Below are 17712 nucleotides of genomic sequence, written 5' to 3'. Positions count from 1 at the left end.
ACGAGATCTTTCAATCTCGTTTATAGGGTTCTTAATTAAGATGACTTGCCTGAACGTCTTTTCACAACTAGACCTGCTAGTCCCAGTAAGCCCAGACCTATCATATGCAAGACAGAATGAGCGTCACCAGTAGCTGGTAGGGATTTAGCCTGTGACTGACTAGTTGATGCAGGTTTGACTTCTTCCTTTTGGCTTGAGCTAGCTGACGGATCCTGCTCCTTATCTCCCTGCTTGGTTGCTTGTTTGCCTTGTGCTGACTGTTCAGTTGGCTTCGCAGTTGGTATTTCAACTGGCTGCTCAACTGGTTGCTCGGTTGGGGTTTCAACTGGCTGCTCGACTTGCTTGTCTGTCGGTATTGTGTAATCTTTCAAGTAGTAGAAGGTGTATCTCTTGCTAAGGCTATTTTTAGCGTCTTCATACGTAACTGTTTGTCTTTCGTGAGCTACTCTTGATGTCCAACCTTCAAATGTGAGGGGTTCTAGGACAATACTTTCTCCAGGATTAAGGGTATACTCAATTTCTTTCAAGACATCAACCTTTTGACCAGGCTCAATTTGTTCCTCAGTATAGACAGCCTTAATCGTGATCGATTGATCTACTGGAACTGTCGGTATTACCTTTGATGCAGCAATGTTAGCCAATGCTTTTTCAAGTTTCTGAATAATTTCTTTATGGTAAGCGATTTGATGATCCCAGTATTCAGGAGTCCAACCTATAGCGTTGATAATATCTTGATCTGTCAAGACTAGACCTACTGATTTAGCAAATAAGGGTTGCTCCAATACTAATTCCGAATGGAGTACAGATAAATTACTGTCCGCAAATATTTTTTCTAAATCATTCGCTTCATACGTAATATCATCAACTCCTAGCTCTCTCTTATAAACTTCGAATGCTTTTAATATCGTAGTATGAAATTCATCAAATACTTTCTGATATTCCACACGTTGTTCAGGTCTAATTAAGGAGTCAATAGAAGGAGCTTTGTCATAGTATACCTTAACAGTCTTATTAGCAACTAGTCTGAAAGTACCACTTTTCCCATAGGTCCATGAGTCAAAACCCTCAGTCTTGCCTACTCTATAACCTGATATTACGGGAGCTTCAAATGTAACTTCAGTTCCTTCAACTCCACTCTGCTGAATGGTTTGGAGAACTTGACCATCTTGGTCTACTAATTGGATAGTATAGTTTACTGTATTAGTATCGGTAGAGTTGTTGCCATTCGTAGTATCTTCTGCAGAATCTAAAACATATATATAATTCCAATTGTTGTCAGTTGAATTGACTAAATCTTCGTAACGAACTATAGTACTCATCCCATCAACCAGACGGTATCCCGGGAATTGTTCTGCTCCAACGGATATTGATTCTCCTGGTTTTAGAGTGTATGTTGTGGTAGCTAACATTTTTAGGTTACTACCAGAATCATCCAGAGTTTCATAATGAGATACTGTAATTTGTTTTGCATTTTCTTCTTCAATTGGTTTATTCGGTACCTCTGGTTCTGGAGTTGGTTTTGGCTGCTCAGCCACTTCATTTTGTATATACACATATCTCAGAATACCATCACCACCATCCCATACAGGTGGGGCATAGGTGGTATGTGATAGTGTATATCCGTCGTAATTCGGAGCGGAAGATATAATCTCTTGCCCAGGTTGAAATTCCATATATCCACCATCACCATTTAGGCGGAATGAGCTACCGTCCGTATTCTCTGCAATATGCCATATCACAACTCCAATAAGTTGGTCAGAAGTATTTACATAGGTTTCTGCATAAACCTTGGTCAAACCAAAATCTGCCAATCCCACCGGCTCAACCAATCCTCCCAAAACAGTGACCGCTGCTAATCCAAGACCCAGCTTGGTCCACTTGGCAAGTTGTTTCTTGCTAGAACTTCTTTTGATTTTCATACGAAAAACCTCCATTTATATAAAACTTTTATGCCAAAAGGCACGCTTATCAGTATACTAAAAAAAAAAAGCACCTTGTCAAGAAATTATATGCTTAATATACAAACATTCGGTTCTTTCATGGTTTTTAGGCAATTTTTCATATTTTCAGAAAAAGAAAAAGGCCTTCGCCTATTTCCACATCCAATAGATAATAAGGGCATCGATCAAGACACCGATTGCCCAAGCTAATTGAAAATACTTTTTCTGAGTTTTGTGACGGAAATGGGTTCCACCCGCCCAGGCACCTAGGCCACCGCCCAAGTAAGACATCATTAATAAAGTCTTTTCAGAAATTCGATAGGCATCCTTTCTGGCTTTCCCTTTATCCAGACCATAGGTCAGAAACACGATTAGATTCCAGACCATCAAGACCATACTCACCATTTGTTTAAGCGACATCATCTTCTCCTCCATTCATATTTCACTTACTCTATCATAAAATAGTACATAACTCAAGAAAAAACGGCTCGGAAACCGAACCGTTTAGATACTAGCAACAATCTCCCGTAACCAGTTCAATTGCGCTCGATTGCGCTCGATTGCTCGAGTTAAAATCAGATAGTGTCCATAATTATCCTGGATACTTTCCTTGGTAGAAAAAAGTTCTATTTTTCTATTTTCCAGATGTTTCAAATGTTTTGAAACCAAATCAATCTGACCTTCTAATAAACCGGGAATTCGAGGATCTTTTTTATCACGGATAAAGAACATTTTGATTGAAAAAAGATCTTTCTGTTGAGGTGTTTCATCATTGGGAATAGATAACCAATCATCTAAAATTTGTCGTCCCGTATCAGTCATGGCGTACTGCTTCTCTTTTTCATTACCAGGTACTGCATGACAGGTAATCAATTCCTCTTTGGTCATCCGTTTTAACTCTGGATAGACTTGACTATGGGCTACTTGCCAAAATTCCCCTAAATCACGTTGGACATAGTCGGTAATCTGTTTCCCAGTTACCATCTGGCCACTAGCACCCATAATTCCTAAAATAATATGAGGTAATATTCTTTGCTTAGGCATCTTAACCACGCTCTCTTAATATACTCTCCACCTTGGTGTTAATCAAGTCAATCGCAACCACATTGGTAACTCCTTCTGGAATAACAATATCAGCGTAACGCTTGGTCGGCTCGATAAACTGATGATACATGGGTTTCACCACCGAGGTGTACTGTTCGATGATACTATCTAAGCTACGACCACGTTCTTCCATATCTCTTTTTATCCGACGAATAATTCGGATATCATCATCCGTATCTACAAATATTTTAATATCCATTAAATCCCGTAGACGTCTATCTTCTAATACTAAGATACCCTCTACAATAAATACATCCTGCGGTTCTTGATGATAGGTCTTATCCGAACGTGTGTGCTGAGTGTAATCATAAATTGGAATATCCACTGAACGACCTGCCAATAATTCACTGAGGTGGTAAATCATCAAATCAGTATCAAATGCAAGTGGATGGTCATAATTGGTCAGTATCCGTTCTTCAAAGGTGAGGTGGGACTGATTCTTATAGTAGGAATCATGTTCAATCATCGATATGCGTGAATTTGGGAAATTATCCAAAATGGCACGAGACACACTCGTCTTACCTCCCCCAGAGCCACCGGTTACGCCAATAATAATGGGTTTCTGAGTCATCATCATCTCCTTCTATTTTCAATACTATTTTACCACGAAACATGGTATAATGGAAAGGATAACACATAAAGAAATGAGAATTTATGCTTAAATTTGGTATTATTGGTACCTCTGACATCAGTCACAAGTTCATTTCCTCTGCTCATTTTAGTAAATATCTTCAATTATCAGCGATATTTTCAAGAAAACTGGAAACCGCTATGTCATTTTCAACAAATTACGAAAATGTAATTTTATACACTGAATGGATAAAATTCCTTTCTGCACCGATTGACTTAGTCTATATTGCCAGCCCAAATGCCTTGCATTTTGAACAAGCTAAAGCAGTCCTTTCTGCCGGTAAACACGTTATTATTGAAAAGCCTATAGTGTCCACACCTCAAGAATTGGCCCAGCTTCGTCAGATTGCCAAGGAAAATGGCGTCTTTCTATTTGAAGCCGCTCGCAATTACCACGAGGAAGCTATCGCTATCATAAAGGACTTCTTGAAAGATAGAACTATTTTGGGCGCCAACTTCTCCTATGCCAAATACTCTTCCAAAATGCCTGACCTCTTGGCAGGACAGACCCCAAATATCTTTTCAACTGATTTTTCAGGCGGAGCCTTGATGGATCTGGGTGTCTATACCCTCTATACTGCCATTGGCCTCTTAGGTAAGCCAACTACAGCCCGATATACTGCTAAACAGCTCCCATCCTCCATTGATTTGAATGGTACTGGGCAACTGATTTATGATGATTTTCTAGTAAGCATTCAGGCTGGAAAGAATATCACTAGCAATCTACCGAGTGAAATTTATACCAGTGAAGGAACCCTCACCCTCAATGCTTGCCAACATATCAGCTCTGCAATTTTTACCAAACATGACGGTAGCCAAGTAGTTCTACCTATCCAAGCTCAGGAAGATCCTATGCTGGAAGAGGTACAAGCCATTGCACAGGTCATTCTGCGAAACAATCATGAGCTGGCAGAAAAATGGCTGGATATGGCTGAGGCCGTCCATCGAACTCTTTACACCATGCGTCAAGACGCAGGAATAATTTTTAAGGCGGATACCCATGAAAACTAATTTCCCAACTAGCTGGACTGACCAGTTGACTCAACTTGGCTTTGAGGATTTTACATCCATTCAAGTCCAAGCCTTCCAGCCAATCAGAACTGGCAAATCTCTATTGGCAATCAGCCCAACTGGTACGGGTAAGACCCTTGCCTACCTCTGGCCCAGCCTACTGGCACTGACACCAAAAAAATCTCAACAATTGCTGATCCTGGCTCCCAATACAGAATTGGCTGGTCAAATCTTTGATGTCTGCAAAACCTGGTTAGATACCATTGGTCTTAACGCCCAACTCTTTCTATCTGGCTCTAGTCAGAAGCGTCAAATTGAGCGACTAAAAAAAGGACCCGAAATCCTAATTGGGACTCCCGGTCGTATTTTCGAGCTCATTAAATTGAAAAAAATCAAGATGATGAATGTTAACACTATCATTTTGGATGAATTTGACCAACTCTTCTCTGATTCTCAATATCATTTTGTGGAAAAGATTATCGGCTATGTGCCACGTGACCACCAGTTGATTTACATGAGCGCAACAGCTAAGTTTGACCGCAAAAAGATTGCTCAAGATATTGAAAGTATCGACTTATCTGAACAGAAATTGGACAATATCCAGCATTGCTATATGATGGTAGACAAGCGCGACCGTTTGGAAACCCTACGTAAGTTTGCCAATATTCCAGATTTTCGTGCCCTTACTTTCTTCAATAGCCTGTCAGACCTTGGCGCCAGTGAAGATAAGTTGCTCTACAACGGTGTCAATGCCGTTTCCCTGGCCTCTGATGTTAATGTTAAATTCCGTAAGGTCATTATCGAGCGTTTTAAAAACCATGAACTCAATCTCTTGCTAGCTACAGATTTGGTCGCGCGTGGGATTGATATTGATAATTTGGAATGTGTCCTTAACTTTGAAGTACCTTTTGATCAGGAAGCCTACACCCACAGGGCTGGACGAACTGGTCGCATGGGCAAGGACGGACTGGTCATTACCCTGGTTTCTAGCCCAAGTGAAGTCAAACAGTTGAAAAAATATGCCCAAGTCCAAGAAGTCATCTTAAAAAATCAGGAATTATATAGAATATAAGAAAAAGTCTTAAAACTACCAATCCTATGATAGTTTTAAGACTTTTATTTTGATACTCAATTAAAAATCAAGCTTAGGTAGATAGAATTTCAAGCTACACTCTAATTAGGTGTTATTCTCAAATCCTACTCTGAATCTGACACACATCTAAGTAATCAAAATAAACTACCTAACCATAGTTATAGCCAATAGAAGCATGAGGACATATATGACTGAAAAAAGTACAAAGCTCTTTACTGCCTCGATAAAGGTTTCCCGTTTGACTTGCTTTTTCAAAAATGTTTCTAGACTCTTATAAGCAGGCCAAACACCGATTAAACCGATCAGTGCCCAGATTGGTAAGAATCCAGTCAGACAGTAGATTATCCACAGCAACCATGGTACGCTTGCTAAGACAAAATACAATTTAAGAGCATTTTTCTTGCCAATATAGTAAACCAGAGTATAACGATGGTTGCGAATATCTTCTTCTAAATCACAGGTATTGTTGGCCAACATGATATTGGCAATCAAGGTTACCAGAGGAATGGACATAAAAATAATGTCTATTATTTTTGTCCAAGAAAATTGCAAGGTCATCCACTGACCATTCAATTGACTGATCATTAGTCCTGACGGGTCTTGGATAAAAACCGCTAGAAAAAAAATCCCAAATCCCATGGTTACTCCAGAGAAAACTTCACCCAGCGGCATTCTCGAAAGTGGAATAGGGCCAAAGGTGTAAAAGATACCAATGAGAAAACAGAGAGCCCCCATTGGTAATAGGAGCCAGCTGGTCCGCCAAACAAGCACTAATGAAATAATCACTGAAAAAATGAGTAAGGCAAAGACGATTCCAATCATCTGCTGAAAATCAAGTGAAAACTTCCCAATCACATTGCTTTCTTGACGATAGGTTTCATCCTTGGCCTTGTGGTAATCCATGCTATTGTTAATGGCAGTTGTACACATGTCGAAGCTGAGTACGGCGAGAACGAACAAAAGTGTATTGAGCCAATTGAATGCTTGATAGCGATACAGACTCCATAAAATCCCCAGGGTCATCGGAAAAATACTGGCTACCTTGGTCTTCATTTCAACAAATTCTAAAAATACAGTCAAACTGAGCCCTTTAGTTGATTTATTCATTGACAAGATGATACTCCTCATTCGTTAATTCAAAGCTTTCTTTCAATCCTTCACTCAGATGAACGCCCTGCTCCTTATCGATGAAAACAGCTTCTACACCGTCAATCTGATTGATAAAGTCAAGACCTTTTTCCACACCTAGTAAGAAGAGAGTTGTGGATAAGGCATCTCCCTGAACAGAAGTTTTGGAAAAGACTGTCACACCTGAAATATCGTTTTCCACAGGATATCCCGTTTTAGGATCCAGTATGTGGTGGTATTTGACACCATCGACTTCCAAAAAGCGTTCGTAAATCCCTGAAGTAACGATTGAATCATGTGTCCCAGGAACAGAACCAACCGTTGCTCCACGCACTTGGTCTGGGTCCTGAACTCCCACATTCCAACCATTTTGCGTCGTAGGCGAATCCCCCATTACCACTACATTCCCGCCTAGATTAATGATGGCTGTCGTAATCCCTTTGCTGGCAAACAATTCTCTAACCTTATCTGCAATGTAACCTTTGGAAATGGCTCCTAATTCTAAGGTCATTCCTTCTTTGATAAAGACAGTCTTCTTCTCTTTATCTAAAGCAATGTCTTTATAATTGATAAATGGCAGAGCAGCTTTGATTTCTTCATCACTCGGCTTACGTGCATCCTCATCTCCAATTTTCCACAGATTGCTCACAGCTCCAATGGAAATGTCAAATAGCCCCTGACTTTCTTTACTCATATCAATAGCGTTTTCAATCACTTCAAAAGTACGTTCATCTACCTTGACAGTTTCTTTTCCTGCTGCCTGATTGATACGGTAGACATCTGCCCCTTCTAAGTTTGTGGATAGCAGACTTTCCATCTCCTTGATATAGGAAATAGCTTCATCCATCGCTTCTTCTTGATTTTCATGATAAATGCTCAATTGCACTACTGTGTGAAGTAAGCTTTCACTACGAGTCAAGGGATTTTTAATAACTGGTAGTCCTGATGATTGGTGTTTTCCACAGGCTACTAACAATACTGAGATCATAACTAACCCTAGTAAGCGAATCAAATTTTTCAATCGTTTTTCCTCTTAAAATTATTTCGTTTCATTTAGTACTTTCAAAAGTTGGAAATAAGTCAACTTGTCAAAAAGAGTCCTTCCCACTTCAGCACACACCAAAGTAATCTAAGATTAACTAAATGGCTATATAAACAAGAAGACACAGTTGCGACTTGATGCTCCTGTGTCTTATCAGTATTGACTAAATTAGTCAAGAGTTACAGTTTCTGTATTTCCTTCGGCAGCTGCAGCAAGAAGGGCTTCTGTGCTCTTCTTGAAATCATTTGTAGTCTGTGTTGCACCTGAAACAACTTCAACAGCTGAAAGATCTTGTTCTTTTACCAAAGCAGCATTTAATTGTTCAATTGCTTCACCAGCAGAAACTCCTGCTTTGTCCTTCATGTTTTTGTTGTATTCTTCGTTCGTAGACTTCAAGCTACCATCTTCCGCTTCGTAATCAAATTTAGACTCGCTAATTTTACCATCTTTAACTGTCAAAGTGTGAACGATTTTATAGCCGTAATCGTCCTTACCTGACTCAGCTTTGTAAGTACCATCTTTCAAGGTAGCCGTTGCTGCAGAAGAAGACGACGTTGAAGCCGATTCTTGTTTAGAACCGCAAGCAGCAAGTGCAAAGACCGCACCAAGAACGACCAAACTTTTCAAGACAACTTTAGTTGTTTTCATAACAATACTCCTTTGTAAAGTAAATAGTTTTTCTATTTATAATGATATACCTAATTAAAGAAAAAGTCTAGATATTTTTTTAAAAATAATGACTAAAAACCGTTTCGACAAGACTCTCCAATGATTGGAGAGAAAATCGATTCAGTCTGTCTAAATGACTTCTCATTTTATTTAAATAAGCCACGATCAATCCTTCCGTTTTGGCAATGGCATTCGTTGCAAATAGCTTATCTATAATCACATCTAATCCCTCTTGACTAGGGGTTTGAATGTAGTTCTGTAAGCGCTGACGAATAGAACGATCCTCACTCATCGCAAACAAAAGTGGTGCTGTATAAATTCCATTTTGAATATCTTGCAATCTGGGCTTACCCGACTTTTCAACATCTAAGCGGTAGTCAATCAAATCATCTCGGATTTGAAAAGCCATACCCAGAGCTTGACCAGCACGAAAGGCTAAATGACTGTCCTTCTTAGATTGCCCTGGGATAAAGCTGCCCAGCTGACATGCTAAACCGAATAAAAAGGCTGTTTTCCCTTGAATTTGCTTGAGATAGGCTTTCATCGTCATTTGGGTATCAAATTGATTGACCAACTGTGACAACTCTCCACGAAGAATAATTTCCAGGAGCTTATCATTGCCCAAATCCAAGTCATTCTCCGTCAACTCCTGCAATCGAAGTCCTTTCCCAAGCAAGCGTCCTGAGTAAGCCAGAAGATAGTCTCCCGTATAAATAGCGATTCGGTTTGAAAATTGTTGATGGGCTGCTTCAACACCCCGTCTCTTATCTGCACCATCAATCACATCATCATGAATGAGAGTTGCTAGATGCAAAACCTCTAAATGGGCGGCAAAATACAGTTTTGATTTACTAATCTGTCCTTCCGTCATTTGTGCAAAGAGCAGACAGAGGCCGGCACGTAGGTATTTTCCAGGTGCCTCTACATATTCAACAATCTTTGAAGTCACTGCTGGATGTAGGACCATCATTTCAGATAGAATAATGGACTTAACCTCCTCAAGCCCCTGTTTCACTTCAGGATGAGCATTCCAAATTTGATGTACCACTAATGTTTTAAATTTCCTTTATTTTTTATCCTTTAAACTGTAAATATGCTTGGGCTTCCCATAAATCTTTTGATCCAGGAATCGACCCAACCAAGGCATGATCCAGTAGTCTAGACCGAAGGCTCTACCCGCACCATTCATCAATGAAATTGCCGCTGGGATAAACCAAATATTGACCCAATAGAACATACCTGACAAGCTAAACATAACGACCAATGCAACAGTTGCTGCAGATACAATCCACACAAATGCGCCAGCAATCAAGGCAAGACCAATACCAATTTCAGCAAGAGTCATGAATTTCTGCATAAAGAGAGCCACTTCTTGGTTTGGCATCATAAATTCCATGATTGATGCGAACCAGTCAGGCATTTGATCAAGGACTGCCATCGGAGCTTCACCATAAGCATAACTCAAACCAAAGATTGGTTCGGCTGCTTCTGCCGTAGCAGTTGCCGCTTGTGAGGCACTTGAAACCGCCTCAGCAGCAGATGCACCAGATACTGGATCAGCTAACCAAGGGAATGGGAAGACAACTTGATCCCCAAACCATGATGTTGTTCCAAATAAACCAAAGGCTTTCTTAATCCCTTCGTAAAGCCATACGGAACCATAGAGAACACGCATTGGCACAGACCAGAGAAGATTTCCTTTGCCTGAAGTATGACCTCCAAAGATATTTCGCTTATTCTTAATATCGAAGAATTCATGGCGAACATAGGAGCCCATATAGAAGAAACTGCGGATGGTAAAGAAATAAAGCAAGTTGACCATGTGTTTGACAGCCATGGCCAAAAAACCAGACATATGGTATTTTTCCATCAAGAAGGCAACACCATAACGCGAACCGATAGAGACCATGAAGCCATCGTATTTGCCTTTGTAGCGGTGTTTTTCGCCACCCTTGATGGCTGCAATAATATTGCTTGCTGCCGTATGGCCTGTTTGCTCAGCTGCTTGAACAATTTGTGGAGTTGGTTTTCCTTCTGATTCTTCAAAGTAGACCAAGTCACCTGCTACATAGACATTTTCCTTGCCTCTCGCTTCCATGAACTCATTGGCTACCAGACGTCCAGCACGCGCTTTTTCAATACCAAATTCACTTGCATCAGAATTTGCTTGAACACCTGCCGTCCAAATTGACGTGTAGGTTGGAATTTGACGGCCTGATGAAAGTGTCAAGCTATCTTCTTGAACACTCGCAACTCCATCGCCAAGTACTAATTCAACGCCTTTTTTCTCAAGGTATTTGCGCGCCTTGACTTGCTCTTTTTCAGTAACCATCGCCAAGATGTTTGGAGTTGCTTCCACGACCTTGAGGGAGAATTCTTTTGGATCCAACTTGAACTCACGTGCCAAAATTGGTACCCAATCAATCAACTCACCGATCATTTCAATACCTGTGAAACCAGCACCGATAACAGTAAAGGTCAGAAGGGCACGACGTTTGGCTTCATCATGCTCACGCATGGCACGATAGCATGCATCAATCATGTGATCATGCAAACGTTCGGCTGCCTCGATAGACCAAAGGGTAAAACCATGTTCCTTCACACCTTTGACACCAAAGTCGTTGGCTTCACCTCCCATTGCAAGGAGCAGGTAATCAAAATCCAGGGTTTGGTGCTCTGCTAAGACTTGTTTCTTATCATAATCAATCTCTACGACCTTATCCGTTACCAACTGGACCTTAGGATATTTTTTAAAGATGCGTTGAAGGTCATACTTAATCGCATTTGCTTCCACACGTCCCGCTGCTACTTCGTGTAACTCTGTCATATAGGTGTGGAAGGAATTTTTATCAATTAAGGTAACAGTTACATCTTCGTTTTTCTTAAAAGTTTTTCCTAATAGTCGTGCCGCAGCAATCCCTGCATAGCCTGCGCCGACAATCACAATATTTTTCGTCACAATTTTACCTCCTTGTGAAATTAAAAACAAAAGATATAGTTCTATTATACTCCTTTAACTTCTAGTTGACAAGTTTGTTTTCAATAATTAGTAATATTCACCAGACAAAACTTGCCAGAGTGAATAAAAACAAGTATGATAGTAAAATAGATATTCACCTAGAAAGAGTTTTCTATTACAGTTCCATGAATTCCAAACGACAAACCCTTAATTTTATTACCATGTTAGCTGCTCAAGCAGTGGTTATTTCCTTAATTGAGCGAATGATTACGCCACCCTTCGCCTTTGCTCCAGGTGCCAAGCTAGGGCTGGGAAATTTGATTAGCCTGATTGCTATTTTTACCCTCCCTACTAAAGATAGTTTAAAGGTTGTCGCTCTACGCTTACTCATCTCAACCTTTCTGGGAGGCACCTTTTCCACATTTCTCTATGGATTTGCTGGAACAACACTGAGTTACGTAGGAATGCTCTCAGCTAAACAACTCGGCCCAAAGCGTGTTAGTCCTATTGGAATTTCTATTCTGGGTGGGATGCTGCACAATCTCGGTCAGCTACTAGTTTTTGCGACCATTGCCCGTTCTTTCTATGTACTGAACTACTTGCCAATCCTCTCGTTTACAGGAATCTTATCAGGGTTACTAGTCGGACTGGCAGCAACCTATCTACTTGAAAAAGTCGGGCCATTACGTCACTACCATCAGCAAGTTTTAGCCCAATGGAAGTAAGTCTAGCTAAATATGCTTAGCTAGTTTTTTTCTTGCTAAATTTCTGAGTTTGTTACTTACTTTTTCCTCCTTTTGTGTTACAATATCTTCATCTTATTATTTTATGAAAAGGGCAAATTATGATACCATTTAGGATTGCACTTTCTCCAGGTCAACGTATTATTATCAGCTTTCTATTGGTAATATTGATCGGGTCACTATTATTGAGCTTACCTATTTCACAAGCTAGTAAATCAACTGCTCATTACTGGGACCATCTCTTCACCACGGTCTCCATGGTTTGTGTGACGGGACTATTTACCAAAGCTGTGGCAGAAACCTATTCCGTTTTTGGTCAAATCATTTGCATGCTCTTGATTCAAGTTGGTGGACTGAGTTTGATCGGCTTTATCGGTCTCTTTGCACTTCGTGGGGGAAGAAGGATCAACTTTATGAGTATGGCAACCCTTCAAGAAGCCCTGAACCGCTCGGATACTAAACATTTTAGAAGCTTCATTAAGTCGGCTTTTGCCTTCACTCTGGCTCTTGAGGCACTTGGCGCCCTATTACTTTCTTTCCATTTTATCCCAGAATTTGGTTTTGCAAGAGGACTTTTTACGTCAATTTTTCTAGCTGTTTCAGCATTTTGTAACGCAGGATTTGATAATTTCGGTGCAACAAGTATCGTCCAATACGCTGATCATCCTCTAATTAATCTAACCTTAGCCAGTCTTATCATTATGGGAGGATTAGGATTTTCAGTTTGGTTTGACCTTCAAACCCAAATTGGTCAAAAAGGACACCTGAGAAGACTGGGGTTTCACTCAAAAGTCGTATTAGGTTTGACTGCTAGTATTTTAGCAATCGGTACTCTATTAACGCTCATTTCTGAATGGAATAATCCTTCAACCATCGGAAACCTATCTTTTGGAAATAAATTACTGGTTAGCTTTTTCCAAACAGTTACCATGCGAACTGCTGGATTTGCAAGTATTGATTATACAAGAGCTCAACCTATTACCTTATTGATTTATATTTTCCAAATGATGCTAGGTGGAGCCCCAGGTGGAACCGCGGGTGGGATCAAAATTACAGCCTTCATCACCTTATTCTTATATGCACGAAGCGAAATCCTTGGGTTGCCACATACCAATTTTATGGGGAGAACCATTGACAACTTAACCATTCGAAAGGCATTCGCAACTTTCTCTGTATTTCTTTTAATGTTTTTATTCGGTCTTTTCGCATTAGCTCTAACAGACCATAAACAACCACTTTTGTTCCTCATTTTTGAAGTCATGTCTGCCTTGGCTACTGTTGGCGTAACCGCAAACCTGACCCCAAACCTTACAATGGCTGGTCAAGCTATCATTATGGCACTCATGTTTTTTGGTCGAATTGGACCTCTATCTATCCTTGCCAGTTTATCTGTTCGTAAGCTTTCAAAAACAGAAAGCCTTCAATATGCCAAATCTTCCATGCTTGTTTAAGAAGGAGAAATTATGTCAAACTACACTATTGGAATCCTAGGATTAGGAGTATTCGGAACAACCATCGCAAAAACCCTGCACCAGTATGATTGTAATATTATTGCAATTGATAATCACGAACAACAAATTAACCACCTTGAACCAATTTTGACTCGTGGTATTGTCGGAGATATTACCGATCGCACACTCCTAAGGGCTGCGGGCATCGAAAACTGTGATGCCGTTGTTGTTGCAACCGGTGAAAATTTAGAATCCAGTGTCCTTGCGGTCATGCATAGTAAGGTACTGGGAGTACCTTTAGTTGTTGCTAAAGTTAAAGGAACAACTGCAAAAGAAGTTTTGCTCCGCGTAGGCGCAGATAAGGTCATCTCTCCTGAACGTGAGACGGGCATTTCACTTGCCAAACAACTACTTCACAGAGATACGACAAGCTTGTTTGAGCTCGAAGGGAATGTTTCCATTGTTGAATTCCATCCACCTGCAAAATGGATTGGTAAAACACTTGGAGAGTTAAAATTACGTCAAAACTACAAACTCAACATTATCGGTTATAGAAGCGGTGAAAATCAGGAATTGAACATTCATCTGACACCTGACTACGAATTTAAGCATGACCAACTTATTCTAGCAGTAACAGACCACAACACCGTAGACCACTTTGAAGAATTAACTAATTAATCCAAAAAGCCTGTCAGAAGTCTTACCAACATTTGGCAGGCTTCTAGTCTGTTTCCAAGGAGAGAGTATGAACGACTTAACGAAAGGAAGACCAATATGGGTTATCCTACAATTTGCCATCCCCTTGCTAATTGGTTCTTTTTTCCAATTAGCCTATAACTTTGCGGACTCTATGATTGTGGGTCATACCTTGGGAAAAGATGCCTTTGCCAGTGTCGGCTCAACTGCCAGCCTGATTTTTCTGATTATTGGTTTTGCTCAAGGAGTGACCAATGGTCTGACCATCATTTCTGCCCAACGTTTTGGAGCCGGTGACTTTGCGGGTTTAAAACAATCCTTTGTTCATGGATTGTTTTACGCCAGCCTAATCAGTCTTGTGCTGACTATCCTATCCTTAGTTTTTTTGAAACCAATATTAATCTTAATGCAAACACCGGATAGTATCATCGACCATTCGCATGCCTTTCTGACAGCCATGTTCGGAGGACTTACCTTTACTATTTTTTATAATTTCCTCTCTTCAGCCTTACGAAGTTTAGGGGATTCTAAGACACCTCTGATTGCCCTAATCATCGCTTGTTTTATCAATATCGGCCTAGACTTTTTCTTCATTCTAGTCATGAAATGGGGTGTTTTCGGAGCTGGTTTTGCAACCATTACAGCTCAAGCCTGTTCTGTCCTCTTTTTGATTTTTTACATCGTTCGCAAGGTTCCCCAATACCATATCAAGCTTGCTGATTTAAAATTAGACAAAGACAATCTCAAGAAACACGCACAACTAGCTTTTCCCATGGGCTTTCAAGCCAGTATTATCGCTATCGGAGCCATGACTTTACAATTCATGGTCAACCAACTGGGAACGGACGCTATTGCTGCCCAAGCCATTGCCCTCCGTACTGACCAGCTAGCTATGCTACCCATGGTCAATCTGGGTCTTGCAGTCGCAACTTTTACAGCTCAAAACTACGGTGCTAAGCTCTACGACCGCATTCGAGAAGGTGTTCGGCATTCCCTCGTCATCAATATCATCTGGGCTATTGTTTTTGCACTTATTCTCATTCTAGCCAATCGATTCTTTTCTAGCCTTTTTCTTCCAAATGCCAGTCAAACAGTGCTGGACTTGGCTCTTGTTTACTACATCATTAACGGGTCGTGTTACTGGATCGTTGCTTCCCTCTTTATTCTTCGTAGCTTTATTCAGGGACTTGGCAAGGGCTTTATCCCAACACTAGCAGGATTTGGAGAATTGATTTTCCGAGCAGCAGTCGCCATCATCGGCATGCAGTATTTCGGTTTTTATGGAACCGCCGCCGCTAACCCCGCCGCCTGGATTGGAAGCATCATCGTCCTGATTCCAAGTTCCATCATCTTCATGAAAAAATTAAAAGCTGAACAAACTATTTAGAAAAGAAAACGCATGAAACTCTCATGCGTTTTTAAAATAATATTTTCGTAAGAATTGGATATGAAGGACATTCCAAAGCATAGCATAGCTGATCGCCACTACAAAAGCTAAGCCATATTGCCAATTAAATTCCAACACAAGGCTAATAAAAAAGAATATTCCCAGAAGGACCAATAATAAACTACTTGCCTTTTTCTTATCCCTCTTAAAATAAGCCGACAAGGCTTTGTCAGGACAAGCTTTAACTTCCTTGAACTGTTTGAAACTAGCACCAAGACTTGCTCCTGCCGCTCCTATAATTGCACCAAAATAATAGTGCGGAAGGACATAGACCGACAAATAAGCAATTGCAACATAGGCAAGTACCAACAAGGTGTACATCAATTTTTTCACGACCAAGCCCTCCTGAGCCTATTTATCTATATCTATTTTATCATTTACAAACTAAGAAAACAAGTAAATACATGTTCACAAAAGTACAAAAAGTCCCATATGGCCTATAATGAAAAGCAACCAAACTCACATTAAAAAGACTCATATGGAACAACCCCATCATACCACAGAACTAATCGGAATCAAAGATATAGACATCAAAAATATCTTCGTTTTGAAACATCAACCCCATCTAGAAATCCAAGAAAAGCTAGACAACGACAGTCCTCATTGCCAAGGTAAGTGTATCAAGTACGACTTTCAAAAGTCGTCAAAGATTCCGATTTTGGATTATCAAGGCTTTACGCCCCTCCTCCTGCTTAAGAAACGGCAGTTTCAATGCAAATCTTGCCAAAAAGTGACTATATCTGAGACATCACTTGTCAAGAAAAACTGTCAGATTTCACAACCTATTTGGGAGAAAGTCGCACAACTCCATACAGAAAACATGACCAATATAGCCATCGCTAGGATGACTACATATCTCCGTGTCGGTCGTCCAGAAGAAACTTACTCAGTTTCAATTTGAGCATAATTTTACGAGATTACCAAAGGTCTTGAGCTGGGATGAATTTAGTTGGAACAAGGGAAAACACGCCTTTATTGCTCAAGTAGAATTGATATTATGAAGACTTTCGATACGCGCTCCCTAACTTATCGAACCATGAAAAACCACTGGTGTATTCTCCAGTAATATTATAGCGAGTTGTTTCTGAATCGCTTCTTGGCTCTATAAGACTGTAGTGGGTAAATCCACTGTAGAGATTCTAGAGCCTTTTTGAGTGTAGAAAAAACTCCCATATGGCCTATAATGAAAAGCAACCAAACTCACATTAAAAAGACTCATATGGAACAACCCCATCATACCACAGAACTAATCGGAATCAAAGATATAGACATCAAAAATATCTTCGTTTTGAAACATCTGACCCATCTGGAAATTCGGGAAAAGCTAGATTACGACAGTCCTCGTTGTCCTCATTGTCAAGGAAAATGTATCAAGTACGATTTTCAAAAGTCATCAAAAATCCCTATCTTAAAAAACGCCGGTTTCAGTGCAAATCTTGCAAAAAAGTGACCGTAGCTGAGACAGCTCTAGTCAAGAAGAACTCCTATCCTACTCATGGTTTCAGGAAGATGAAAATTTTAAAAAACGGATTTTGATTGCTTTGAACAGTAAAAAGGGCTGGGGAGAGCCCTTTTCAGCTTATCCCTAAAAACAAGAAAGAGAGAACGAATTTCGTCCTCTCTAGATGTTAGCTTTTCATCTACCCACTACAGTTGATAAAAATCCTGATATATCGGGAAGACAGGATTCGAACCTGCGACACCTTGGTCCCAAACCAAGTACTCTACCAAGCTGAGCTACTTCCCGTTATTACTTAAAAATAAACCTCCCCTAATGTCTTCATTAAGCGAGTAATGCA

Annotated in this window: 16 protein-coding genes, 1 tRNA gene and 2 pseudogenes; 8 read left to right on the top strand and 11 right to left on the bottom strand. The window is 40.3% G+C overall.

The annotated features are described in order from the left end of the window. Positions 1–35 precede the first annotated feature (35 nt). The 4 genes from NF418_RS08225 to udk all read right to left on the bottom strand — a co-directional run bounded on the left by NF418_RS08225 (position 36) and on the right by udk (position 3615). Positions 36–1919: an LPXTG cell wall anchor domain-containing protein gene (locus NF418_RS08225; RefSeq protein ID WP_256779172.1), complete on the bottom strand. Its 1884-nt coding sequence runs from the start codon at positions 1917–1919 to the stop codon at positions 36–38. A gap of 171 nt (positions 1920–2090) precedes the next feature. Then, positions 2091–2360, bottom strand: a complete 270-nt coding sequence (locus tag NF418_RS08220) for a DUF1294 domain-containing protein (RefSeq protein WP_256779171.1) — start codon at positions 2358–2360, stop codon at positions 2091–2093. A gap of 84 nt (positions 2361–2444) precedes the next feature. Beyond that, complete coding sequence (locus NF418_RS08215) at positions 2445–2984, bottom strand: PadR family transcriptional regulator (protein WP_024380061.1); 540 nt, start codon at positions 2982–2984, stop codon at positions 2445–2447. A gap of 1 nt (position 2985) precedes the next feature. After that, complete coding sequence (udk, locus tag NF418_RS08210; RefSeq protein ID WP_105108583.1) at positions 2986–3615, bottom strand: uridine kinase; 630 nt, start codon at positions 3613–3615, stop codon at positions 2986–2988. A gap of 83 nt (positions 3616–3698) precedes the next feature. On the opposite strand from udk, the gene NF418_RS08205 reads away from it, so the two are divergent. After that, positions 3699–4685 (top strand): Gfo/Idh/MocA family protein, encoded by a 987-nt coding sequence (locus tag NF418_RS08205; RefSeq protein ID WP_256779170.1) that lies wholly within the window; start codon positions 3699–3701, stop codon positions 4683–4685. Further along, on the top strand, positions 4675–5757 hold the full coding sequence (locus tag NF418_RS08200; protein WP_256779169.1) for a DEAD/DEAH box helicase: 1083 nt from the start codon (positions 4675–4677) through the stop codon (positions 5755–5757). The genes NF418_RS08205 and NF418_RS08200 overlap by 11 nt, the downstream gene beginning before the upstream one ends. Before the next feature lie 165 nt (positions 5758–5922). On the opposite strand, the gene menA is transcribed toward NF418_RS08200, so the two are convergent. From menA to NF418_RS08175, 5 genes are all read right to left on the bottom strand, one after another. Further along, positions 5923–6885, bottom strand: a complete 963-nt coding sequence (menA, locus tag NF418_RS08195) for a 1,4-dihydroxy-2-naphthoate polyprenyltransferase (RefSeq protein ID WP_256779198.1) — start codon at positions 6883–6885, stop codon at positions 5923–5925. Next, positions 6878–7894 (bottom strand): FAD:protein FMN transferase, encoded by a 1017-nt coding sequence (locus NF418_RS08190; protein WP_373325954.1) that lies wholly within the window; start codon positions 7892–7894, stop codon positions 6878–6880. The genes menA and NF418_RS08190 overlap by 8 nt, the downstream gene beginning before the upstream one ends. 222 nt (positions 7895–8116) lie before the next feature. Next, positions 8117–8596, bottom strand: a complete 480-nt coding sequence (locus NF418_RS08185) for an FMN-binding protein (protein ID WP_105150697.1) — start codon at positions 8594–8596, stop codon at positions 8117–8119. 79 nt (positions 8597–8675) lie between these two features. Further along, positions 8676–9665, bottom strand: a complete 990-nt coding sequence (locus tag NF418_RS08180; protein ID WP_256779167.1) for a polyprenyl synthetase family protein — start codon at positions 9663–9665, stop codon at positions 8676–8678. A gap of 18 nt (positions 9666–9683) precedes the next feature. Then, positions 9684–11576 (bottom strand): NAD(P)/FAD-dependent oxidoreductase, encoded by a 1893-nt coding sequence (locus NF418_RS08175; RefSeq protein ID WP_248045044.1) that lies wholly within the window; start codon positions 11574–11576, stop codon positions 9684–9686. Positions 11577–11761: 185 nt separating this feature from the next. Here NF418_RS08175 and NF418_RS08170 point away from each other — a divergent pair, with 185 nt between their 5' ends. From NF418_RS08170 to NF418_RS08155, 4 genes are all read left to right on the top strand, one after another. Next, a complete protein-coding gene (locus NF418_RS08170) occupies positions 11762–12301 on the top strand; it encodes a Gx transporter family protein (RefSeq protein WP_256779166.1) in 540 nt (179 codons plus the stop codon). Positions 12302–12420: 119 nt separating this feature from the next. Continuing rightward, positions 12421–13770: a TrkH family potassium uptake protein gene (locus NF418_RS08165; protein ID WP_256779165.1), complete on the top strand. Its 1350-nt coding sequence runs from the start codon at positions 12421–12423 to the stop codon at positions 13768–13770. Between the two features lie 12 nt (positions 13771–13782). Beyond that, complete coding sequence (locus tag NF418_RS08160; RefSeq protein ID WP_256779164.1) at positions 13783–14448, top strand: potassium channel family protein; 666 nt, start codon at positions 13783–13785, stop codon at positions 14446–14448. Positions 14449–14515: 67 nt separating this feature from the next. Beyond that, complete coding sequence (locus NF418_RS08155) at positions 14516–15853, top strand: MATE family efflux transporter (protein WP_256779163.1); 1338 nt, start codon at positions 14516–14518, stop codon at positions 15851–15853. Positions 15854–15874: 21 nt separating this feature from the next. On the opposite strand, the gene NF418_RS08150 is transcribed toward NF418_RS08155, so the two are convergent. Continuing rightward, on the bottom strand, positions 15875–16246 hold the full coding sequence (locus NF418_RS08150) for a hypothetical protein (RefSeq protein WP_256779162.1): 372 nt from the start codon (positions 16244–16246) through the stop codon (positions 15875–15877). 145 nt (positions 16247–16391) lie between these two features. Between NF418_RS08150 and NF418_RS08145 the strand changes: the two are divergent. Both NF418_RS08145 and NF418_RS08140 read left to right on the top strand, forming a co-directional pair. Next, positions 16392–16976, top strand: a pseudogene (locus tag NF418_RS08145) (transposase family protein); the annotation flags it as partial. A gap of 156 nt (positions 16977–17132) precedes the next feature. Continuing rightward, positions 17133–17395 (top strand): annotated as a pseudogene (locus NF418_RS08140) (ISL3 family transposase); the annotation flags it as partial. 191 nt (positions 17396–17586) lie between these two features. Here NF418_RS08140 and NF418_RS08135 read toward each other — a convergent pair. After that, positions 17587–17660: transfer RNA gene (locus NF418_RS08135), tRNA-Pro, on the bottom strand. Between the last annotated feature and the right edge of the window lie 52 nt (positions 17661–17712).

Origin of the sequence: Streptococcus suis, from assembly GCF_024509555.1 — a bacterium.
GTDB lineage: Bacteria > Bacillota > Bacilli > Lactobacillales > Streptococcaceae > Streptococcus > Streptococcus suis_AD.
Note: the sequence above shows the minus strand (reverse complement) of the source record. Positions and strands in the feature narration are given on the sequence as shown.